19 protein-coding genes are annotated in these 21,796 nt (G+C 40.6%); 8 read left to right on the top strand and 11 right to left on the bottom strand.

Annotated features, from left to right (window positions below; genetic code table 11):
• Nucleotides 1–55: 55 nt before the first annotated feature.
• Nucleotides 56–802 carry a hypothetical protein gene (locus HY817_02140; protein MBI4836037.1) on the bottom strand — a complete coding sequence of 249 codons (747 nt, stop codon included), beginning with the start codon at nucleotides 800–802 and terminating at the stop codon, nucleotides 56–58.
• Between the two features lie 204 nt (nucleotides 803–1,006).
• Here HY817_02140 and HY817_02135 point away from each other — a divergent pair, with 204 nt between their 5' ends.
• Nucleotides 1,007–3,274: a DUF2207 domain-containing protein gene (locus HY817_02135; GenBank protein MBI4836036.1), complete on the top strand. Its 2,268-nt coding sequence runs from the start codon at nucleotides 1,007–1,009 to the stop codon at nucleotides 3,272–3,274.
• Between the two features lie 39 nt (nucleotides 3,275–3,313).
• Here the strand turns inward: HY817_02135 and HY817_02130 are convergent, their stop codons facing one another.
• The 4 genes from HY817_02130 to HY817_02115 all read right to left on the bottom strand — a co-directional run bounded on the left by HY817_02130 (nucleotide 3,314) and on the right by HY817_02115 (nucleotide 10,373).
• Nucleotides 3,314–4,231 (bottom strand): hypothetical protein, encoded by a 918-nt coding sequence (locus HY817_02130; protein ID MBI4836035.1) that lies wholly within the window; start codon nucleotides 4,229–4,231, stop codon nucleotides 3,314–3,316.
• 26 nt (nucleotides 4,232–4,257) lie between these two features.
• Complete coding sequence (locus HY817_02125; protein MBI4836034.1) at nucleotides 4,258–6,846, bottom strand: hypothetical protein; 2,589 nt, start codon at nucleotides 6,844–6,846, stop codon at nucleotides 4,258–4,260.
• 65 nt (nucleotides 6,847–6,911) lie between these two features.
• A complete protein-coding gene (locus HY817_02120; protein ID MBI4836033.1) occupies nucleotides 6,912–8,657 on the bottom strand; it encodes an ABC transporter ATP-binding protein in 1,746 nt (581 codons plus the stop codon).
• 3 nt (nucleotides 8,658–8,660) lie between these two features.
• Complete coding sequence (locus HY817_02115) at nucleotides 8,661–10,373, bottom strand: ABC transporter ATP-binding protein (GenBank protein ID MBI4836032.1); 1,713 nt, start codon at nucleotides 10,371–10,373, stop codon at nucleotides 8,661–8,663.
• A gap of 326 nt (nucleotides 10,374–10,699) precedes the next feature.
• Here HY817_02115 and HY817_02110 point away from each other — a divergent pair, with 326 nt between their 5' ends.
• The 4 genes from HY817_02110 to HY817_02095 all read left to right on the top strand — a co-directional run bounded on the left by HY817_02110 (nucleotide 10,700) and on the right by HY817_02095 (nucleotide 13,027).
• Entirely contained in the window at nucleotides 10,700–11,041 is a 342-nt protein-coding gene (locus tag HY817_02110) for a hypothetical protein (GenBank protein MBI4836031.1), read from the top strand.
• 2 nt (nucleotides 11,042–11,043) lie between these two features.
• The gene (gene trmB / locus HY817_02105) at nucleotides 11,044–11,673 is read left to right on the top strand and encodes a tRNA (guanosine(46)-N7)-methyltransferase TrmB (GenBank protein MBI4836030.1); all 630 of its coding nucleotides are present in this window, start codon (nucleotides 11,044–11,046) and stop codon (nucleotides 11,671–11,673) included.
• Nucleotides 11,674–11,685: 12 nt separating this feature from the next.
• The gene (locus tag HY817_02100) at nucleotides 11,686–12,228 is read left to right on the top strand and encodes a hypothetical protein (GenBank protein MBI4836029.1); all 543 of its coding nucleotides are present in this window, start codon (nucleotides 11,686–11,688) and stop codon (nucleotides 12,226–12,228) included.
• Between the two features lie 94 nt (nucleotides 12,229–12,322).
• The gene (locus HY817_02095) at nucleotides 12,323–13,027 is read left to right on the top strand and encodes a DNA alkylation repair protein (protein ID MBI4836028.1); all 705 of its coding nucleotides are present in this window, start codon (nucleotides 12,323–12,325) and stop codon (nucleotides 13,025–13,027) included.
• Here the strand turns inward: HY817_02095 and HY817_02090 are convergent.
• Both HY817_02090 and HY817_02085 read right to left on the bottom strand, forming a co-directional pair.
• Nucleotides 13,024–13,878 carry a succinylglutamate desuccinylase/aspartoacylase family protein gene (locus tag HY817_02090; GenBank protein ID MBI4836027.1) on the bottom strand — a complete coding sequence of 285 codons (855 nt, stop codon included), beginning with the start codon at nucleotides 13,876–13,878 and terminating at the stop codon, nucleotides 13,024–13,026. The two genes, HY817_02095 and HY817_02090, sit on opposite strands and share 4 nt — an antisense overlap.
• Before the next feature lie 3 nt (nucleotides 13,879–13,881).
• Nucleotides 13,882–15,147 (bottom strand): hypothetical protein, encoded by a 1,266-nt coding sequence (locus HY817_02085; GenBank protein ID MBI4836026.1) that lies wholly within the window; start codon nucleotides 15,145–15,147, stop codon nucleotides 13,882–13,884.
• Nucleotides 15,148–15,252: 105 nt separating this feature from the next.
• On the opposite strand from HY817_02085, the gene HY817_02080 reads away from it, so the two are divergent.
• From HY817_02080 to HY817_02070, 3 genes are all read left to right on the top strand, one after another.
• Nucleotides 15,253–15,900 carry a hypothetical protein gene (locus tag HY817_02080; protein MBI4836025.1) on the top strand — a complete coding sequence of 216 codons (648 nt, stop codon included), beginning with the start codon at nucleotides 15,253–15,255 and terminating at the stop codon, nucleotides 15,898–15,900.
• 105 nt (nucleotides 15,901–16,005) lie between these two features.
• The gene (gene xth / locus HY817_02075) at nucleotides 16,006–16,779 is read left to right on the top strand and encodes an exodeoxyribonuclease III (protein ID MBI4836024.1); all 774 of its coding nucleotides are present in this window, start codon (nucleotides 16,006–16,008) and stop codon (nucleotides 16,777–16,779) included.
• A 42-nt stretch (nucleotides 16,780–16,821) separates the two neighbouring features.
• Nucleotides 16,822–17,919 (top strand): class I SAM-dependent RNA methyltransferase, encoded by a 1,098-nt coding sequence (locus HY817_02070; protein MBI4836023.1) that lies wholly within the window; start codon nucleotides 16,822–16,824, stop codon nucleotides 17,917–17,919.
• On the opposite strand, the gene HY817_02065 is transcribed toward HY817_02070, so the two are convergent.
• From HY817_02065 to HY817_02050, 4 genes are read right to left on the bottom strand one after another with little or no spacing between them, the layout of a single operon-like run.
• Nucleotides 17,920–18,525, bottom strand: a complete 606-nt coding sequence (locus HY817_02065) for a hypothetical protein (protein ID MBI4836022.1) — start codon at nucleotides 18,523–18,525, stop codon at nucleotides 17,920–17,922.
• Nucleotides 18,526–18,534: 9 nt separating this feature from the next.
• Complete coding sequence (locus tag HY817_02060; GenBank protein MBI4836021.1) at nucleotides 18,535–19,302, bottom strand: hypothetical protein; 768 nt, start codon at nucleotides 19,300–19,302, stop codon at nucleotides 18,535–18,537.
• Entirely contained in the window at nucleotides 19,299–21,095 is a 1,797-nt protein-coding gene (locus tag HY817_02055; protein MBI4836020.1) for a cation:proton antiporter, read from the bottom strand. The genes HY817_02060 and HY817_02055 overlap by 4 nt, the downstream gene beginning before the upstream one ends.
• A gap of 8 nt (nucleotides 21,096–21,103) precedes the next feature.
• Entirely contained in the window at nucleotides 21,104–21,394 is a 291-nt protein-coding gene (locus HY817_02050) for a hypothetical protein (protein ID MBI4836019.1), read from the bottom strand.
• Nucleotides 21,395–21,796 lie beyond the last annotated feature (402 nt).

Below are 21,796 nucleotides of genomic sequence, written 5' to 3'. Positions count from 1 at the left end.
GTTACTATTTCGGTTATACTCTGAACTATCTTTTTGCTCAAGTTAAAAAATGGACTTATCTGTTTCGCTCTATAGCATCAATAATTGGCACACCTATTCTATCTGCAGTGTCCGCGCATGATTTAGCAATCAATCCTGTTCCTGCAATACCCAATAATAATGCTAGGGCAACTCGCACTCTTCGTTGAGTTGGTGTTAATGAAGGTTGTCTATCTATAGTTGTTGCTAAGGCAGGCAGTGTGTATTGTGCTGGTTGAGGTGGCTTTTGGCTACTACTATCTCGCTCATTCTGCATGGCTACTTCGTACCAAGGAGCTTCTGGATGTGCTTGATGATATGGCGTTTCAATTGATGTCGCATCGAGAGCATCATCTGGTCTTCTTGCTGGGCCCTCGCTCTCTACAGCTAGAATTCTTTCAGCTAATGCATCAGGAGTGCCATTCAGCCAACTTCCATCCCTTATGTTTTGTCTGGCTAAGGTCGACCAGGTAACATCTGGATGTGCTGTGGCATCAGCAGTTTGCACGAGAGTGGCATCAATGGCGTCAGCACTCCTATCTCTAGCGGCTTTTTCAAGTATAGCAGTAGCAACGTTCTCGTCTAATGGCGACTGTTTTACTGTTTGATCAGGAGTGTGCATAGTGTTTGCAGTATCAATAGCGCCTCCAGTGAGTGCAGCTGCTCTAGCCCGAGCTTCTGCTTCACCATGATCAGGAAACTCTCCCTCAGCATAGCCTACTTCTTCAAGCACTGTGAAACCATCATGGTCCTCAGGTCCGCCTTCCTGCAATCGACTAGTCATAGAGTTTTTAGATAAAATGACAAGGCACTATACCCTATTTCTCAAAATCTGACAAAAGTCCCCAAGCGTGTATCACTCTCATATTACTTCTCTAAGTTATTGGCCCTAACTCTCAATTTCTGCCTCCTGCCCTCTGACTTCTGCCTTCCCCAAATTGTCTAAACTACCAAAACTCACTACACTTGCTCTGATCTAATAGTTGCTATGGCTTCACTTTTTCGGCATTTCCGGTTACTTACCCTGTTATTTTGTTTAGGCAATGTAGTACTTGCTCCAACAGCAATGGCGGCAGTTTCTTATACGCCCCAAATTACTGTTGAACTCCAGGAAAATGGTAAAATCAAACTTACCGAAAAGTTTATTCTTGATGGTGCTGGTACCCGCATATTGCCTACATATTATGAAGTGAAAGGGAATAAAAGAAGTGACATTATTATTACTCCAATTGAAGTTACTGATGCTCAAGGAAATAAAGTACCTTTTAAAAGTAAGACAGACATTATTCGTAATGCTAAGCAGATTGACATTGGTCCAGCGACTAACAGTAAAGATATTACTCTCACCTATACCGCTAGCTTTTCGGGGCTAAATAGCTCGGTTGTCAGAGATTTTGTTTGGCCGTTTTATCAAACTAATACTGCTGGAGATCTGCCTCGATCCACAGTAATTATACCGCAAACTTGGCAAGAAAAAGGTGCTAAGGCTAGTGTTGAGCAATTAGGCAGCGGTTTATCCTTAAAAGTATATATTCCAGTTCTAGCAGACAGTCTTGCTACTACTCAAAAGCCAGCGGTTTCTGCGGCTCCAATACTAAGAAAAGTGGTAAGCGATTGGTATATCAAAGAATATGAAGTGCATTACACCTTAAATCCAGATGCTTCGCTGCATGTAGAAGAAAAGATTCTGGCTGACATTGGTAACGTGGCAGATAAGCATGGTATCTTTAGAGTTTTGCCTACACGTTATCGAGCCCAAGACAATCAATTTATCTCTGCTCCGGTTACTTTGCAGTCAATTACTGATTTTGCTGGTAAGGCTCATCCTTATACCACTATTACTAATTGGGATGATCATACGGTTACTTGGCAAATTGGTGATGCCAATGTGGCTGTGCAAGGAGAGAATCAATATAAAATTGTTTATGATGTGAAAAATGTGATTCAAACTCAGGATGCTAGTCATGATGTATGGCAATGGAATATTGCTGGGGCCTTTTGGGATTTGAAAATCGATCATTTCAAGGCCTATATTAATTTTCCTGCAGGAATTTCTCAGGCTAATGCGCAAATTAGTGCTGAATATGTCAAACCTAATGCTACTTTGCCCGCTAGTATGCAGCAATTTCTTACCACTACTTGGGAAGGTCCGCAGAGATTACAAGTGGAATCAAAAACCCAATTGGTGGAGCGTACTGGTGTGGCCCTAAAAGTGACTTTGCCAAAGCTGATTTTTGTTTCTTATCAGCCTTCTTTATGGGATACATATAGTTCATATATGTTTTGGTTATTACCATTATTGGCCCTAATTATTGCTTTTTTACTGTGGTATACATGGGGCAGAGATGATGCAGTGAATAAGTCTCTTATGGTGGAATATAGCCCGCCAGAAAACTTGTCTCCTGGTGAGCTGGGACTGCTTGAGCATCGAGGAAGATGGAAAAATCATTTTTTAACTGCCAATATTTTGCAGCTAGCAGCTAAGGGGTATATCACGGTATCTGCCATCGGTGAGAAACATTGGTGGAGCAAGCAAAAGGTATATATGGAAAGGACTGCTAAGAGTGGCAAAGCTACTATGACTTCTCAGGAAAGTGCCTTAATTGCTGATTTGATGAGTTGCCGTGTGGCCAATGAAATTGGCCCAGGGGTTACATCTGATGAATTGGCTTTAGGTTTGCGCACAAAATTATCACTGATTGAGGAGCGTATGTTGAAATCATTAGCAACCAAGAAATATATCAGTGCCCAAAAAGATAATTTTAAGCTTGCTTTTTTGTTTGCTGGTATTGCTTTGATGGGGCTGGGATTGGCCATGCTTTATTTCCATTTGTTTATTAGTGTCGGTCTACCACTTCTAGCTGCTGGCGCTATCTTTCTGCTCTTTAGTCCTTTTATGGTACAGATTACCCCTGAGGGGGCTGAAATGCTCTATCAGGTAAAAGGCTTCAAGCAATTTATGCTTCAGGCTGAGCAGTACCGTCAAGTATTCCATGAAAAAGAAGGTTTGTTTATGGAATTATTACCTTATGCAGTGGTATTTGGTATTACCAAGCTTTGGTTAAATAAATTCAAAGAGATTTTTCACGATACTAATCTCCCTTATTATACAGCCAGTGTCTTTGGGGATTTCAGTCATATGAATAGTGTAATGGGTAATATCAACTCTATTAGCAGCTCTATTTCTAGCAGCATTAGTTCTGGTAGCGGCGGATCGGGTGGAGGCGGGGGCGGAGGTGGTGGTGGAGGCTGGTAAGAAAGAATTGGGCTTTATTCTTGCTAGCGATCTATTAGATCAACTTTTCAAAAATACTGGTCGATCTTCATTGCTAATTCCTAGGCCATCTAATCGTCTTACAATATTTGCTTTTTGTACTAAAGCTCCACCAGTAGTTAAGGGGAAAGAAGATATACCTAAAGCGCGCGCAATATTGATAATCGTTCTTCCTTTCGCATCCTCAAGACGTTGGTGGAAGGCCCTTTTATCTCTGGGTGGAGCGTTCTCAGCTGGTTTAATCATATTGTTTTCTAACTGTCTTGCTATACCGAGAACTGCCATTACTTGGCGTAAAGTTTGTTCTCTTATTGATTGCTCAGTCTCAGTTTGTTTTCTTAATGCGTCAGCTCTTTGTGCCTCTAATGCAGCCGCTGCTGCAACTACTGCTGCAACTACTGCTGCTTGGGGCTTAAGAGGAGTGTTGGGCCTGGAAACTACACTTGGTGCTGATGGCCTTGCATAGTAAGTAACTGGTGAAGTGCTACGAGGATGTGTTTCAGATGATACTATTGCTGGGGCTGATGGGGTAGGGGAAACCGCAGGGGATCTTTCTGTTGCTGCTTGCTTTGAAGCTGTTTTTGCTAATTTTTTTCTCTTGCTTTTGCTGAGAGCTGAAGATCCTTTAGTTACGGCTAGAACTTGTCCTTCTGTAATGGGTGTTCCAACTATCTTTACTTTTGGAGAATCAATTTTTGGTTGTTCAGGTTCAGCAATAATTTGGGGTGTTGAGGTATCTAATGCAACACTTTTGTTCATGCCAGTTGGAGCTGTTGTCAGTGGGAGCGGGGAGGCCTCTGCTGGAACTTGGTTTTGTGGAGGTTCTGGTAGCGCTCTTAATGCTCGTGGCTCAAATGACAAAGCTTGGATTGCCGCTCTACGAACAGGTGCTGCACTACCACTGCTCAGTGTGCTGATTCCTTCTACCGATCTACACATAAAATAAAAAGTAAGTTAATAGGCTATCAGAGCTGTATCAGTCTGGCAAATGCTGCGCGGTCTTCACGAATAATTGCCGTTCTTGTGGTTGCCATTGCATGCTCCAATCGCCCTATAGCATCGCGCATCTTTCCAATGATGCCTAAGTCAGCAAGCTTGGTAGCCTTAGCATACTCTCCGCCCAAAGTTGTTAGCATTGCTTCATGTTTTGCTACACCACTTTTCCAGTTACGATCACCTTGGTGTTCATCATAGATCCACGTTGATGATCTGATTGTATCTGTTAATTCAGATTCAGCTATAATTGCATCCACTCTTTTTCTAAAATGAGCAAAACTGTTATGCCATCTACCATGGTATACATAGTGTGTGGCCCCTGTTCCGATCACCTGATACAGATCGAGATCTCCCAAATGACGGCGACCTTGCATGTCAGTTCTGCCTATTGCTCTGGGCATATCGTATGGCAAGTCTCCAATCTTTCCTCCAGCATCATAAAGCATCACTCTGCCACCAGTCTCATCATTATGTGATTTGGTCATAAATGCTCCTGGTTTTAGATCAGGACAAAACTCGCTACCAAAAATCATTGCCGTCCCTACAGTGCGGGCTATTTCCTCTGGCCATCTGCCAGAAATAGTTATTTGTAAGTCGTAATCATTGTCATCAATTATTCCTTCAAGTTTCAGATAAGTAAGGAGAAGCTTGATGTCGATAGGACATCCTGGTGGAATTACTAGCGTTTTATTAGCATTATGCAAACTGAAATGGGTGCTATCGATGTTGAACTTTTTTTGCAAAATCCTGATGATATCGGGCGATAATTCTTTAAACACGTGTAGTTTCGCTCCCACAGGTAACCGTCCGGCTTTTTTCTCTCGTTCTAAGCGAATCTCACGTAAAGTCTTTTGTATGTTTATCGCGTTTGGTCTTGTACCTTGAGCTTGAATGAGCCGATGTAAAAGCACTCTATTTCTATTGGTAATACCAGTGAGTAATGCATGTACTCTTAAATTTTCTGTTATGGTTCTATTTAGATCAGTTATGCTAATAGGATCTTTTCCCTCTGTGTATGCCTCTATCAGTTGGCAAGCAATATCTGTTACCCCACTTGCTGTCGCCAACTTTTTACAGTCTGTCCTGCTAGTTTGACTTTTTACCCCATTACAAATGAGGGCCGTTGTGAAAACCGGAAGACCAGCCTTTTCTATCAATACAGAGGCAACATCAGCTAATGGATCATCTCCATCTATTGGCGACATTGCTGCAAGTTGAGGGAATCTTTTTTCTAGAGTGGCAAAATGCTTGGTGTCGGGCAAAGTTGTAGCTAGAGCTTCTCCTGCGGACATTTTCCCTACCACAACCAATTCGCGAAATACTAGATACCGTGCTCCCAATGTTACCATTGCTGTGGGTTCTAGTTTATCTGGTACTGCGTTATTGTCAGTGACCAACTCTTTGGGTTTTCCTAATATGTCATCAGGGGGCAGGCTAAATACTGTAGTGATATCGTCTCCAGATGCGATGCCAATGGAGAGGAGAACACGATAAGCACGGTATAATGTGTTGCGTAGAGGATGGGCGGCAATTACCCCCAAGACCCTATGATGAGCGGAATGTTCAGGAATGCTGCCCTGGTTATCAGGGGCAGTTTTCCTGACAAAAAGTTCAACGTATGAATGGGTAAATAGGCTCAAAGCCTGATCAACACCGGCAGCATCACACTTGCTTTGAGTTGTTTGGTCCAGAAGTACATCCATTGCTTTAATTATTTCAGCAACTGGTTTACTGGTAGCACTGATACAACCATATTCAAAAAGCTCTCGGGCTCTTGATGGTGTCATCTGGGCAGATCTACTTTGCAAATACTCTCCCCACGCATCAACCCAGTTAAGTATTTCAGGCTCTTGGCTAGCTAATACATAACCATATCTGTCTACTTCCAACCAGAAAAGATTGGGATTAATTAACTCAGGAAACTTTTTATGCCAGCGGGCAATATTGGCCATGTAGACGCGCCCTGAATAACTGGCCCGATATTGAATATTGTAAACACGAGAGATTGTCTTGACTGCAATCTCTGGAGGTAAACAAGCATCACCAATATCTTGAATACATTGTCCGACCCCGCTTTCATAGCGTTCGTCCAGGTAGTAGCTATGTTTGAGTATTTCATAGAGTGCAATTCCTAATTGGGGATACCTTCGGTAACTAGTTAAAAGCTCTCTGATTGCTTGGTCACTATATCTTCTTGCTGTGTGGCGCAGATCACAAACTATACTGCCCAGTGGATGTCGTCTTTGTTCATAATTATTCTGTCCAAATGTAGGACAAAAGACTTCTTCATTAGAAGGCTCGTGATTTTGCAATAAATAGGTTGTAAGTTCAATTAAATCCGTATCAAAGGTTTCACAAGTGCGCCCCCCAATAACTTTAATCTCATATGCCATATTTCGGTAAAAATTCTCTCGTATTGGCCCAGCTGGCAACTTTTCCGTATATGCTTTACAGGAGATAGTAAAGTCAGCCAGTGCTCTGGTCCTTTTTTTGAGAGCATCGGGACTTCTATCGATATCATCAGGACTGAAATGATGATCAAACGCCTCGGCAAGCATATGCTGAGTTAAAAAGAAGCAGCACTATACGGCTCTTCATCGGCCAGGTAAAGACCTGTTTAGCATTAGCTTTTCCTCTTGGCATGGTCAATCAAGTGAATTGCATGTTCAAAATCCATGGCTTCTTTCACATGACCACCATTGATAAACATAATAGTGTCTGCTGCTTTGATCGTGTTGAGACGATGAGCAATGATTACTTTGGTAGTACTTGAGGGGAGTTTTTCGATCAGCTGATTAAGTAATTGTTCGGTAACTGTGTCGACATTGGCAGTGGCTTCGTCGAGAATAAGTAGTTCTGGTTTCCGCAAGATAATACGAATAAATGAAATTAATTGTCTTTGGCCAAGGCTGATGTTTTCAGTTTGAATAGTAGCGTCCAGACCCTCAGAAAAACGGTTGATAAAAAGTTGCAGTCCTTCAGCTGCTAATAAATCTTGTAGCGCTTGATTGGTGACATGACGCAACTTCTTATTGCCATAGCGAATATTGTCGCCCAAAGTGCCGCTAAATAACAAAGGTTCTTGAAGGATAACGCCAATGATTTCAGCAATCTCATCAGGAGTGAAGCTGCGAATATCTCTACCTTTGAGATAAATAACTCCTTCAGTGGGATCGTAGAGCCTAGTCATTAGGCTCGCTAAGGTACTTTTGCCACCTCCAGTAGGACCGACTAGAGCATATGTTTTCCCTCGGACTAGCGCGAAGCTCACATTTTCTAGTACTTTTTGTTCTTCAGTATAGCCAAAGCTGACTCGTTCTACCTGCAGTATTGTGTTGTTACTTGATTGGGACTTTATTTCTGGCAGTACTTTCAGGTTGCTTTCTAAAATAAGAATGGCATTTACCCTTTGCCAGGAAGCTAAGGCTACCTGGATGTTGCCAATAATAGTGCCGAGGATACGTAAGGGATCATAAAACTTTTGAGCGTAGTTTAAGAAGGCAATTAGCACACCAATAGTGATGGTTTGATTGTTGATGAGGATGAGACCATAGACTAGTACTAGCGCTTGAGCGATGATGCCGGCACTGTCATAAATTGGCTTATAAATACTATTAGCAAAGCCCGCTGTATTGCTAGTAGTAAATACATTTTGATTAAACTCATTGAGCTTGTCGATAAAATATTGTCTTTTGTTGAAGGCGACAATGACTTTGAAATTACTGAGGCTTTCTTGGATTTGACCAGAGAGAGCACCAGTAGCAGCAGCACTGCCTTTATTATGTTCTTGTACCCAATTTTTAAACAGAGTGGATAAACCAATAATGAATAAGGTGCTCAAGAGCATTACGAGGCCCAATTGCCACTGGAAAATAAGGACGAAGATACCAATGCCCAAAATAAAAAAGAAATTGCCCAAGAAGCGCATAATGCTTTCCGAGAAGAATTGATTGAGTTTGTCGGTATCGCTATTGATCCGGGCAGTTAAATCACCAATTTTATTTTGTTGAAAGAAACTTAAGGGTAGACTTTGTAGTTTATTGAATAAACTGGTGCGCAAATTGTACAGCATGTTTTGGGAAACAACGCCCATCAGTTTCATTTGTAAATAACTGGTACCAAGGCCGATGAGATACAGTAGTATCAGGCTCATAATTAAAGTGGCCAGGCCTACCAGGTCTTTTTGTACAATATACGTATCGGTAGCTAAGCCAATAAGATAGGGAGTGGCTATATTAATAATCGAATTTAAAATGACAATTGCTAAAGCCCAAACCATTTTGATTTTATCTTTACCTAGATAACTCAAAAGGTCTCGAGCACTTTGTTTAAATGTTAAATGACTGGTAGAAGAGAGTTGGTAGTCCATAGATTATGATTCGGAGCTTTTCTGAGACTCGCAAATTTGTTTATACTCTAAAGAAGTTGCTAATAATTCTTGATGTGTGCCGGTGCCGATTACCTCGCCTTCCATTAGGACAATTATTTGATCGTAGTGTTCAATAGGAGCAATTTTTTGTGTGATTGAAATCAGGGTGATTGCTGGATAATACTGTGCTAAGTCATGCAAGATTGCTTGCTCAGTAGCCCGATCTACGCGTGCAGTAAAATCATCCAAAAGTAAGATTTTGGGATTCAAGGCTAAGGCTCGAGCTAGCATTACTCTTTGCTTTTGACCTCCGGAGAGATTGCTGCCTCTTTCACTAATGGGTGTGTCTAGTCCTTGAGGGAGAGATGCTATCAAATCATCTAATTGGGCAGTTTTAATTGCTTTTTCTAGTAATTGGGGATCAGTATTTTCAGTAAGCTGAATATTTTCCCGTAAAGTAGTGTTGAGAATCAGACTGTCTTGGAACACTAGGCCAATAGCTTTCATTAAATGATCTTTTTGATAGTTGCTAATTGGTTCTCGATCAAGCAGTATTTGCCCAGTTTCTGCTTTAATTAAATCAGCAATGAGGTAGAGTATTTGCGTTTTCCCAGCAGATACTGGACCAATAATGGCATTTTTACTGTGAGGCTTAATCGTAAAAGAAACACTTTTGAGAATTTTTTTATCGCCATAGCTCAGTGAAACCTGATCAAAAGTAATTTTGCCTACAATATTTTTAATCAGGGTGCCATTTTTTTCTTTAGTCTCAGCATTGAGTACTTCACTGATACGCTGCCAAGAAATAAATGCTCTGGTAAGGGTGCTGCTCATGAAGGCGATAATAAATATAGGTACTATCATCATATTGGCGTAAGTAAAAAAGGCAGCAAAGCTGCCTAAACTGAGTTCGCCACTAATAATGCTTTGACCGCCATACCATAGGATTAGCAGTACCATGCCATTGCCTAATAAGTTAATTACTGGAAAAAGTGCGGCAATGCCATTGATTATTGCTAAACCAGTTTTTCTACTAGCACTATTAGTTTGTTCAAATTTGAATACTTCTTCTTGAGTAGAATTAAGGACACGGACCAGACTGGCAGCGACAATGCTTTCATTTACTATTTTATTGATTCTTTCTAGGTTTTCTTGGCCTACTTTGAAAAGCTTCGCAATCCGACCAAAAATAAAGAAAAAGGTAAACGCAAGTAGTGGAATTACACTGAGGGTAATGAATGCTAAGCGAACATGAATACTAAAGAGACCAATGGCGCTACCGATCAAGATAAATAATGCTGAAAGGATAGCGACTACTCCTTGAGAAATGAGACTTTTTACACTATCGACATCGCTAGTCATGATAGTGAGCAAGCGCGGTACGCTCACTGTGCTTACATAATGAAATGATTGGGTCGCTAACTTCTTGCTTATTCTGGCACGCAAATCAAAGGCCGCTTTTTCAGAAATATAATTTGCCAAGGCTAATTGGGCCAAAGTGATTAAGCCAATAATCAGTGCTATACCAATCAATGTTGCTAATACTGAACTGCTATTATACTGGCCAGTTTGTTGGTATTGGTCGATATATTGGCCAGTAAGTGTCGGTACTATCAATCCTAAACCATTGGCTGCAATTGTGAATAACAATAATACGACAATTAGTTTAAAAAAGGGTCTAAAGGCACTAGCAATAGAAGAATTCTCTGGCTGCATATAAAAAGGTAACAGACGCAGTTTACTGATTTCATCATTTTATTGAAAGCGGAAAATCTAGCGGCATGTTTGTCATAAAATTATTGTCACTGTCAATGAAACGTAGTATCGTTACTTAGTTCACAAGATATTAATCACATCGCTATGAAGAAGCTTATTGTTGCTCTCATTATTGCTGCCGTATTTGGTGGTGGATGGGGATTATTGTATTACTTCATTGGTTAAAACTCAGTGATCAAGGATAGCAGGCGGGAGTTTTTGCTGTAGTGAATTTCACTTGTATCTTTAATTAACGAAACTTAGGATAGGGATCGTTAATTAATTGTATGAAACAATGGGTCTTAGACTTTCTACCAGTAAATCGCACTGAATTTATAGCAATTCAGTCTGGTATAAAGAAAATAGAGGTTCGTGCTTGTGCCCCTAAATATGCTCTTATTGCAGCTGGAGATGAAATTATCTTTACAGTGGAAGATGATATTTTTGTTAAAAAGGTGGCTACAGTGAAAAGGTTTGTTTCTCTGGAGGCAATGTTTGCTGGTATTTCCTATCAAGAAATACAGCCGTATGCGCCGAGTTTACCGGCAGCTATTGAAAAGTACGCCACTTTCCCCCAATATCCAGAAAAGATTGCTCGATATGGTCTTATTGCTATTTATCTAGAGTAGGTATGGGGAGAAAAAAACACCTTCGCTTGGAGGAAGTGAAACATTTGCCTAATGTCCTGCACACTCCTTTTGAACCTAGAGAAAAATATTTTAAAAACTCTTTACCTGTTACTTTGGAGTTGGGTTGTGGTAAGGGAGAATACGTATTGGCGCTGGCGCAGAAGTATCCTGAACGTAATTTTATTGGTATTGATAAAAAAGCCGATCGTCTGTGGTACGGAGCCCAAAAAGCATTGGCGCTCAATTTGCCGAATGTTCTTTTCATGCGATTACCGATAGAAAAGTTAGCCGAATATTTTGGCGCTCAATCAATTGCTGAAATCTGGCTTACATTTCCTGATCCTTTTGCTCGAAGAGATGAGGCCAAGAAGCGGCTAGTTGCTAAGCACTTTCAGGATAGCTATCAGAAAGTGCTGATCCCAAAAGGCGTAATGCATTTGAAAACTGATAATGAACAGTTGTTTGCTTATGCCCAAAGTATACTAGAGAGCTTACCTGCCAATGTCTTACAGTGTTTGCCCAATGTATATAGCCTAGATCCGGTGCCAGACTATTTATTGGTACAAACTACTTTCGAACGTAAATACTTGCAGATTGGTAAAAAAATAATGTATATTTCTTGGCAATTTTAATTATTGTCAAGAATGCTTAAGATTACTGAGAGTGCCACTGGGCATCATGGGGCAATAGACAACTTAGCAAGAGAAGCTACTATTTGGCGGCAAAGTAGAGCAGCCATGCGAGAAGCTATGCTGCTGAGATTATACGAAATGACCTATAATATTGAAGGTTGGCTTGATCAAATAGATAGTATACTGAATAATTTGATGGGCAAGGCACTCAATCTAGTGGAAACAGCTGAACTTGGCCTATTAGCTGCTGAACTCCAACGGATTTATTTAGCATTATCTACTGATCTAGATGAACTTTATGGCCAATATAAACCGATAAGTATTATAGAGGTTGGTAGTGAACTGGCCGCTAGTAAACTTCATCCAACTAGAGCTGAAATGTGGCAAAAGTACAGTCAGCGTTTGGCAGAAGCTGCTAGCAAACTCCGAGCGCTCGTTGAAAAGCGAGCAATTGCGGTGACTGCTGATGTTGATAGCTTCTCATTGTTAACTGAAGCTGCTACATCTGTTTTAAAAGTGCGAGCATTATTGGCTCATTACTTTGAAATTGCTTAGTTGAAGAATAACAGTGGTTACTGCCCGCTTTTCGCTAAGCATTATTTGTAACTATGCTTTTTTGTTAGTAGCATGGTAGAGACGAAATATCATTATGTCTCTATTACTGTTGCGCCAGACATTGATCGCTAAGGCTAATCAGAAACGGGCTCAAGTGTCTCTGCGTTTCTTTAAAACTGGCGAGGGAGAGTATGGTTATGGTGATCAGTTTTTGGGACTAACGGTACCTGAGCAAAGAATAATTGCGAACGAATTTAAGTATTTAGCTCCAGCTGACATAGATGATCTGCTGAATTCCAAATGGCATGAAGAGCGACTAATTGCCCTTTTTATTTTGATTTATCAGTTTGCTAAAGGTGATGAGCCAAGACGAAAAGAAATTTACCAATACTATTTAGCTTCCACGGCATTTATTAATAACTGGGATTTGGTAGATAGCTCTGCAGCTAAGATTGTGGGCCAATATTTATTGAATAAGCCGAGAGATATTTTGTATGTCTTAGTGAAATCTCAAATGCTTTGGGAAAGACGCATTGCTGTAATTGCTACGTATGCTTTCATTCAACGGGGCGATTTTGGTGATACCGTATCTTTAGTAGCAGCATTGCTGCCTGATAAGCATGATCTGATCCAAAAAGCATGTGGCTGGATGCTCCGTGAAATTGGTAAAAAAGATGAGCAAGCATTAGAAGCTTTTCTGCAAAAGCATTATCAAGTCATGCCTAGGACAATGCTACGATACGCCATTGAGAGATTACTTCCGGAAAGGCGGAAGCAATATTTATCAGGAGAAGTTTAAGCTGGATCAGCCAAAAAATAAATTTCCTCCCCAATGGCGGTGTTTTCGGGGGTGCCAGGCATGATGAGTGTACAATCTCTTGGTGCTCGGTATGCTTGATTTTCATCTTTACCTATCAGCTGGTCATTTTTGAGCGGGGTGAGATTTTCCCAAGGATAGACATAATTAAATTGCTTGCTATTGAGTTTTACGACATCAAAGAGATGATAGAGCTTCGGGGTGATCTGAGAACTAATTTCATGCTCAATAAATTGATGCACGGCACAAAATTGTAACAATGATTGATAAGCTATTTCCCAAGTAGTCATTGCTTGACTTTGACCACATTCCAAAGTCAGGCTAGGCACATTATGTTGATTGCCAAAGCTCTCAGTATCTCCACCAAGATCTACACCAGTTAAAGTATTCCAGCCGACAACGATATGCTCAATATTTAACTTTTGGGCTTCTGCTAAAACTTGTTTTTCGGCGAATAAGAATGGTTTTGTGGGGCGACTAGTAGAATGAATATCAAGAAAAAAATCAGCCTTTTTGATTAATGGCTTGAGTTCATGAGCCCGATCGCATTCGTATCCGTTCTCATAAGTGATATCATCGCGAAAAAGACGATTCAGGTTTTTACTCAAGTAGCGTTTATTTTCAACTAAGCCTTTTTCATTGGCAATCACTAAAGTTAATGTTCCAGATTTGAGTGGCAAATTACTAGTAGTTAATTCAAAAAGCAATCGTCGAATTGCTAAGGCACCACAGGGTTCATCTCCATGTACAGCGCCGAAGACTAAAAGATTGGCTCCAGGTTTTTCACTTTCGATACGTACAGCACCTGAGATATTAAGTCCAGTTATTTTCATACATTAGCTTAAGTGACTTTTTGCCTCCATAATCATACGATAGGCTGAGCGAGCATCTTTCGCTATGGCGATATGCATACTCCACATGCCTTCTAAGTGACATATTGGAAATACTCCATGTTGCCGATCATGGTCATAAGCAATTTCTTTTCTACATAATTTTTCCCAAGCGCCTTCTACTGATAAATGATGCGGCATTTCTAATGTAGCCCAAGCTTTACCAGGTGCAAAATATTCTGACCAATACTTAGGAACATGAGCGCCTGTATAACGGCCAATATTGGGATCAACTAGAAAAGCTTTTCCTCGTGCCAATAAAAAGTCGAAACCTCCGGGGCCTTTGTGTCCTTTTGTAGCCAAAATATGCAGAGCTGCCTGTGCTTGTCTTTGGGCGTCAGAAGCGAAGCTAGCAGGAGATAAGCCAGGGACAACATTCCCTTCCCAATGAGTGCCATTAATTATTTGAGCCGTTGGTTCCCCAATAATGTGTTGACCAATAAACTGTAATGAACAATTGACTTCTTTGCCATCGTCATCAGTGTCCAATGGTAAACAGGCTTCCAAGACAAATGGACCAGTAGGCCAGGTATAAGCCGCCACTTCTACTAAAGTGTTTACTTTTTGGATACCTTCCCCAGTAGAACCATGGGTAGGCTTAATGATCATCTCTTGTATGCCTTCTTGGCGCAATCGCTCGAAAGCTTGGACTAGATCTTCTTGAGTGTCGCAAATATACCCTTTAGGAATATTGATACTACCATCTCTAGTCTCTAGCAAAGCAGGCTCTTTTGGCCGAGCAATATTCCTATGTAACACAGACTTGTTCCCATAGCGACTAATAAAATCTTCATCGTCACCAATGTGGTCAACATCCGTTTCTATTATTTGATTGCGCCAAGTGTGAAATGGTCTATTGGCGCGATATGGGGCAATGGTTGTGCCTCTACCATTTCTCAGGTGGGTAGCGATGACGGCTCGGACTTCATGAAGTAAAGATGCGTTAATATCATCATCTAATAAATATGCTTTGTCTGCAGTATAAAGGGTATGTAACTTTTGCCGGGTATATTGACCAAGCGTGTGCTCTAAAAAAGTAATATGTGCTCTGATTGCTGAATGATCAGGGACAATTAAGGTTGTGTGGGGGCGCAGGGCAGCAGCAGCCCACCTACCCGGTATGTAATATTTATCAAAAGGATCTTGATCAGCGGCAAATTCAGGTATTGAGCTTTGCGCTACTATAGTGTGTCTTCCCGGAGCGAATAACATATTGAGATTTGAAAGTTACGCTCTGTATGTAGCTTAAAATGGTTACTAATTGTACTTTTTTGATAAAAATGATTATTATTAACAAAGTTTGTTACAAGTATAACAATGATTAGAATTAGCTCTGCAGTGAGAGACATTGTGCAAAAAAATCCTGTGTTACAGTTTGGCTTAACTTATAAAGTATTAAATCTTACCCAAGCAGCTCAGTATATTAGTCCTTTTGTTTCCGTGCGCACCAAGAAATCAGTGCGCACAAGCGCCTTGGTAATGGCATTATCTAGATTGCAGAAAGAGTTAATTGCCAAGGGACCACAGACTCATGATCTTACTATTGAGAATTTGGCTATTCATTCTGATCTGTGTGATATTACTTATTTGAAAAGTGATAAGGTTCATAATTCGGTGCAGCATTTGTACCAGTCAGTACAAAAAGAGAAAGGTTTTATCACTATCACGGAGAGTACTACGGAAATTACCATCATTACTGATCGTCGCTTTCAAGAGATGATCACCAGTAGCATTCCTGAAGCACCAACTATTCTCATTGAAAATGTTTCAGCTATTGGTGTGAAGTTTCATCGACGGTATATTGAATTTCCAGGGATGATTTATTTTTTAGTGCAGCAAATTACTCTGCAAAATATTAATATTGTTGAAATCGCTTCTACGGGTACGGAACTGATTATATTTGTCGCCCAAGAAGATACCAAGTTGGCTTTTGATACGTTATTCAATCTTTTTTATGGGAAATGAGTGTTAGAAAAAATGTATTGATGAAGAAGTTAGCACTTTATCCGTGGCTTAATCAGGGGAAATGCTCTATGCTGTTGGCAGATTTCCTAATGCCAAATTCATTCTATGTCTATTAAGTTACTTTCTTGGAATGTAAATGGTGTCCGTGCGGTAGCAAAAAAGGGCTTCTTTGAGTGGTTGGAGCAAGAAGATCCCGATATTCTTTGTTTACAAGAAACGAAGGCCCATGTAGAGCAGTTGCCGGGAGCCTTAGTCCATCCCATTGGTTATCAGACATTTTGGAATTCAGGTGAGCAGAAAGGATATAGTGGTGTGGCTACGTTTACCAAAGAACCTCCGCTTTCTAATACTAGCTTTTTGGGCTATTCCATTCTCGATGCTGAAGGAAGAATTATTATGACTGAGTACCAAAATTTCTTTTTATTTAATGTCTATTTTCCCAATGGTGGCCGGGGAATAGAGCGGTTAAGTTATAAGCTTGAGTTCTACAAAGCGTTCCTTCATGTAGTGCAAGATTTTCGTAAAAAGGGTAAAGGAGTAATTATTTGTGGTGATGTAAATACTGCTCATCAAGAAATAGACCTTGCTCGGCCCAAGGAAAACGTAAATACTTCTGGTTTTATGCGCATAGAAAGAGATTGGCTGGATGAGCTCAGTAGTAAGGGCTTCTATGACACTTTTCGCCTCTTTCATCCCAATGAGCCAGATAATTATACTTGGTGGGATATGAAAACTGGGGCACGCAAAAGAAATGTGGGCTGGAGAATTGATTACTTTTGGGTAAGTGAGGAGCTGAAGTCTCAGGTAAAAGATGCATATATTCGTTGTAATGTTCTCGGCTCCGATCATTGTCCAGTAGGAATAGAATTGGAATTATAAAATCTAGAATCTAAAATCTAGATTCTTTAAGCTTTTGTTTTTATGCGTTTTCTCGCAACTTGTACCTTCGGTTTGGAAAGTGTGCTCAAAAAAGAGATCAAGAATCTTGGTCTTTGGTATGAAGAAGTGGGAGACGGTTACGTCGCTTTTTCAGGAGAAGAGCAGGCGATGAGTATTGCTAATCTCTGGTTGCGTACTGCAGATCGAGTTTTTTTAGAATTAGCGACATTTCCAGCACACACTTTTGAAGAGCTATTCCAAGGCGTATTTGCTTTACCATGGTCTCAATATATTGCCTTAGAAAATTCTTTCCCAGTATTAGCAAAGAGTAGAAAGTCTCAACTTTCTAGCACACCCAGTTGTCAAAGTATTACTAAGAAAGCAATAGTAAAAAAGTTACAAGAGCATTATCAGATTGAGCAATTCATGGAATCAGGTGCTGAAGTTGGCATCCATGTCTGGCTGCTCGATGATCAGGCTAAAGTGTTACTAAATACTTCTGGCGCCGCTTTACATAAGCGTGGCTACCGAGATACTCAAGTAGCAGCGCCCTTGAAAGAGACTCTAGCAGCAGGATTAGTATATTTAAGTGATTGGGACCAACATCAAGCTTTATATGATCCATTCTGTGGTTCCGGTACTATTCTTATTGAAGCGGCAATGTTAGCCAAGAATATTGCTCCTGGTTTACTCCGTACATTTGCTTTCGAACAATGGTCCTGGCCCAATAAAACATTGTTAGTACAAGCAAGAGCAGAAGCTCAAAATAAAAAGTCCGACAAATCTATTCACATCAGAGGCTCCGACTACGATCCCGAAGCCATTGCAGCCGCTAAACACTCTGCATCACTAGCCAATGTCCCGGAAATCACCTTCGAGGTGGCTGACATCCTCAATTCGGAATTCCGAATTCAGAATTCCGAATTGATCTTAACTAATCCTCCCTATGGCCATCGCTTAGGAGATGAATATGAAGTGCGAGAGATTTATCACAAATTAGAAAAAGTGTATCGTGATTGCATGCAAGCGCGTTGGCATATCTTCACTGCATATCCTGATATTGAGCGCGACTTTAAAAAACAAGCAAAGCGGAGAAAACTTTATAATGGTGGCATCCAATGTTATTTGTACAGTTTCTAATTACTGCAAAGCCACTAGCTGTCTTTCAGTATCCAATAATCTGACTAATCTCTGTTGCATGGTAGCAATATCTTCTTGTCTTCCTATCCAATAAGCTACCTCAGTAGGATTCTGCTGATACCAACTTCTACTTTGTCGCAGCCTGATTAATTGTGCATTCGCGTGTTCTTGACCATTGGCAACTAGTATTTCTAAGTGGGTAATAGTTCTATCTAGCTCAGGTGTGATGTCCTCGGTTAATTGTCTGATAATAGCTAATCCATTGTCAGGCATTCCCAAAAAAGTAGCAGCTTCAGTCTCTAGGGCATGGAGCTGTCTTTGTAAAATAGCAATTTCCCGCGCTAGCGAAATAGAAGCCGTGAGCCGCGCTCTTACTGCTAGTTGGTAACCATTTACTTGGGCTTTGATAGCTGGAACCAACAGTAAACTTCGGATATGTGCTTGCACTGATTTTTCATTAGGCACTGACCCGTTGGTGGTGATAGCTAGAATACCGCGTATTTCTGTGTCAGTAAGAATACTGTTACCTGTTAGTGCTAATAATGCTTCTGGATCTACTAATGCCTCACGGGTATTCGGTGGCATTGAAATGCTTGCTCTAGCCATAGGGAACTATTAGTACTTCGCCAAGTCACTTCGGATAGTGTGTTCGGTTTTTCGTGCAAAAGCAAGGCGTCTTGCCAACTCGTCAATCTGTGATTGAATAGAGAGTAGGCTTCGATAGGTTTGTAATTGTTGTTGAACGAAAGGACTGCTCTCTGCTTGTTCCATAAATGCAATATCATCATGTTTAGCCTTCCATGGTAAATATGCAGTCAATCCACCCAATGGTATTGGTTCATCATCTAGTCTTTGCCGTTGGACTTCAAGGGGGGAGTGATTCGCCTCAGTCAAATGCGTACCCTCATTAATTAATGTTTTTGTAGTTAAGTTATACAGTCGTTTCAAATCTGCCAGAGTTAAGGGGCCTTTGGCAATGACACTTTCATGCTCTGCTTGTACCCGCTTTAGCTGATCAATTCCGTTTACTAGTTTGTCTATTGTCGAGTTAACTATTATTAATCTATTTTCTAATGCCTTCATTACGCTAATTATTTTACTGATGGCCCGTCTGGTTTGTCTTGGCTCCAGTGCTAGACGAAAGGTTAATGGGCCAGTTTCGCTTAAATCTTTTACTCTCTGGACTACTTCAGCAGGAATTACGGCAACATTCGCGTAGCGACTGCTGGCATAAGCTCCTTTGATCTCAGGGTCAAGCCATTGGGCAGCTTCTAATGCTTGAAGCACCAATTCCCATTGTTCGTCATTTGGCATTTCATTCGCTACATGATCCAGGAAGGTCCATTGTGCTGGTCGCTCTGGTGTGTTTCGAGGTGTGTTCATTGTGGTTCTTTGGTTGCTCGTTTCTGCTGTATTTCCTGTAAGCGCAATTTGCTTAGTTCATGAACTATTTCGGCATATTCTTTATCATGCAGCATAGCATGCTCCATTCGTCTCATTGCTATTCGCTCACTTTGTTCCTGTTGTTCAATATAGTTTTTTTCTAAATTGTATAAATCGCGATGAATCTCTTTGATATGATTAGCCTCCAGCGAAGACTTGACTACTACATAGTCTGCGCCTTTGCTAAATAGGCTAAAGCCTTCACGTCCAGTATTAACTGCCGCAATATAAATGGGTTTCTTGGGTTCAGGGGATTCCTTTAGATAGTGCAGCAAGGCTAAATTGTCTTCCATATGTGGTAACAGAGAGATAATGAGATCAGCTTTAGTAGCATTGAGGGTGGTAAATAACTCTTCATCTTGAACATCACCAAAAATGCAATTAATGCCCTTTTGACTAAGCTCATCGATCACTTCGGGATCATGATCTACCACAATAAATTGCTTATTACCTTTGGCTAAAGTATCTAACAATTGATGGCCGCCACTACCACAGCCTAAAAGAATAATATGATCGAAGAGATTAGATGGGGTAAGCTCAGCAATATCTTTTCCTTTATGCATTCGGGGTAACTTTTCTATCAATACTTTACAAAATACATAAAGCCTTTGCTGATACTTCATCATGTAGGATGAAATTGATATGGTGATAATGGCTACCATACTAATAATGCTGACAATAGTCTGATCCACATGGCCCAGCTTTGCTCCCAGGGTGATGAGAATAAAAGAAAATTCACTGATCTGAGCAATGGTAATACCCGTAAAGAAACTGCTACGACTGTCGAAACCTAAAAGTCGCATAATCACAAGGACAATCAAAGGATTACCAATAATAACAAAAGCTGATAGTGCCAAGAGCGGTAACACTATGATGCTTAGCTTGGTGAAAATCATACCAGCACCCAGGGTGACAAAAAATATGGTAATAAAAAAGTCACGAATAATTCTACTTTTGGCACTAATTTCTAGGGCATAAGGCAAATTAGCTAGGCTCAATCCTGCTAAAAATGCGCCCATTTCTCGAGAGAATCCCATTGCTTGAGCTGCTAAAGCAATGCCGAAACACCAACTCAAACTGACTAATATCAATAACTCTTGAGAATGAGCAATGCGATGATAGAAAAAAAGTAAAGGTTTTTTTAAAATAATGAAAATAATTGCTGCCAATCCTAGTCCTTTGGCCAACAATAAGCTGAAATCTAAAATAAAACTATCGTTGGTGTGAGTTCCTAAACTGTTGAGAAAAACTAGTACCAATACAGCCACAAAGTCTTGTACCAGCAAAATACCGATAGCCATTCTGCCGTAGAGCGAGCTGAGTGTCTTTTGATCAGAAAGCAGCTTTACACAAATAGCAGTACTACTAAGTGTTAAGGCGACGGCAATGTAGGCACTGGCAAGCATTGAGAAGCCAAATCCCAGGGCAATGCCCCAACCAGCTATACCAGTAAAGAAAATTTGCGCAAAGCCTACCTTGAGAGCCTTTTTCCCCAAGCTGCGAATTTTATCAATATTAATTTCAATTCCCACTAAAAAAAGCATTAACATAATGCCAATTTCGCCGACCACATGAATAAACTCTGTATCGGTGATCAAACCAAGACCAAAAGGCCCAATTGCGATACCAGCTAATAAATACGCTAAAACTAAAGGTTGTTTAAAAAGGTAACCTACTATGCCACCAATTGCAGCTGCTCCAATGATAATGCCTAATTCAACTAAGATAGACATGCGATATGCTAATTATCTGACGCTATCACATTTATTCTTGCAGACCCTCTATATCTTACCTTAAGTGAAACCAAGCTTAGACCCATAATAAAATTTACTACCGCCGAGATTAAGACAGGCCACAATTGAAACTGTAAAGCATATACTAGCCACAAAGCTGCACTAGTTGTAGTCAAAAACAACATTCCCCAAGCAATATCTGTTAGCTGTTTACTTTTGTAAGCAGCTAACACTTCAGGGATAAGCTGGATTGAGCCTAAGATACTGGCTATGAAGCCTACCACTTCCCAATGAATCATACTTATATTTTTGTTTCTTACCATTGTACCATTTTTGTTTGGTTGGTGGCTAGTATATGTGCTGTTTGCTAAAAACTGAGGGATTCTGAATATGCTTGAGCAGATATTGTCTACGAACAATATCTCCATCAGATCCCTCGACTGCGCTCGGGATGACAAATGAGTGAGTTTGCTCAGCAGACAGTCCTGTCAGTTTTCACCTTAGCAACAAATAACTGACCCATCTGCTCAGTTAACAACTCTCCCCCAATTGTCATACCAGATCAAAGTCCGGTATGCCAGTTAAAGGGCGCAGTCAAGAAGGAAATGCAATGGTAGAGGAGTAGGGTCGGTTGGATTTAAGCACAGCAAAAGCAATAGTGAGCAATTTTCTCGCAATAATAATTAGCGCTTCCCGATGTT

The organism is Candidatus Abawacabacteria bacterium, assembly GCA_016207805.1.
Taxonomy (GTDB): domain Bacteria; phylum Patescibacteriota; class Gracilibacteria; order RBG-16-42-10; family RBG-16-42-10; genus JACQZO01.
Note: the sequence above shows the minus strand (reverse complement) of the source record. Positions and strands in the feature narration are given on the sequence as shown.

What these genes read in the sequence shown, in the direction of transcription:
- HY817_02140 (MBI4836037.1), bottom strand. Translation starts at nt 802, where the DNA reads ATGACTAGTCGATTGCAGGAAGGCGGACCTGAGGACCATGATGGTTTC.
- HY817_02135 (MBI4836036.1), top strand. Translation starts at nt 1,007, where the DNA reads ATGGCTTCACTTTTTCGGCATTTCCGGTTACTTACCCTGTTATTTTGT.
- HY817_02130 (MBI4836035.1), bottom strand. Translation starts at nt 4,231, where the DNA reads ATGTGTAGATCGGTAGAAGGAATCAGCACACTGAGCAGTGGTAGTGCA.
- HY817_02125 (MBI4836034.1), bottom strand. Translation starts at nt 6,846, where the DNA reads ATGCTTGCCGAGGCGTTTGATCATCATTTCAGTCCTGATGATATCGAT.
- HY817_02120 (MBI4836033.1), bottom strand. Translation starts at nt 8,657, where the DNA reads ATGGACTACCAACTCTCTTCTACCAGTCATTTAACATTTAAACAAAGT.
- HY817_02115 (MBI4836032.1), bottom strand. Translation starts at nt 10,373, where the DNA reads ATGCAGCCAGAGAATTCTTCTATTGCTAGTGCCTTTAGACCCTTTTTT.
- HY817_02110 (MBI4836031.1), top strand. Translation starts at nt 10,700, where the DNA reads ATGAAACAATGGGTCTTAGACTTTCTACCAGTAAATCGCACTGAATTT.
- trmB (MBI4836030.1), top strand. Translation starts at nt 11,044, where the DNA reads ATGGGGAGAAAAAAACACCTTCGCTTGGAGGAAGTGAAACATTTGCCT.
- HY817_02100 (MBI4836029.1), top strand. Translation starts at nt 11,686, where the DNA reads ATGCTTAAGATTACTGAGAGTGCCACTGGGCATCATGGGGCAATAGAC.
- HY817_02095 (MBI4836028.1), top strand. Translation starts at nt 12,323, where the DNA reads ATGTCTCTATTACTGTTGCGCCAGACATTGATCGCTAAGGCTAATCAG.
- HY817_02090 (MBI4836027.1), bottom strand. Translation starts at nt 13,878, where the DNA reads ATGAAAATAACTGGACTTAATATCTCAGGTGCTGTACGTATCGAAAGT.
- HY817_02085 (MBI4836026.1), bottom strand. Translation starts at nt 15,147, where the DNA reads ATGTTATTCGCTCCGGGAAGACACACTATAGTAGCGCAAAGCTCAATA.
- HY817_02080 (MBI4836025.1), top strand. Translation starts at nt 15,253, where the DNA reads ATGATTAGAATTAGCTCTGCAGTGAGAGACATTGTGCAAAAAAATCCT.
- xth (MBI4836024.1), top strand. Translation starts at nt 16,006, where the DNA reads ATGTCTATTAAGTTACTTTCTTGGAATGTAAATGGTGTCCGTGCGGTA.
- HY817_02070 (MBI4836023.1), top strand. Translation starts at nt 16,822, where the DNA reads ATGCGTTTTCTCGCAACTTGTACCTTCGGTTTGGAAAGTGTGCTCAAA.
- HY817_02065 (MBI4836022.1), bottom strand. Translation starts at nt 18,525, where the DNA reads ATGGCTAGAGCAAGCATTTCAATGCCACCGAATACCCGTGAGGCATTA.
- HY817_02060 (MBI4836021.1), bottom strand. Translation starts at nt 19,302, where the DNA reads ATGAACACACCTCGAAACACACCAGAGCGACCAGCACAATGGACCTTC.
- HY817_02055 (MBI4836020.1), bottom strand. Translation starts at nt 21,095, where the DNA reads ATGTCTATCTTAGTTGAATTAGGCATTATCATTGGAGCAGCTGCAATT.
- HY817_02050 (MBI4836019.1), bottom strand. Translation starts at nt 21,394, where the DNA reads ATGATTCATTGGGAAGTGGTAGGCTTCATAGCCAGTATCTTAGGCTCA.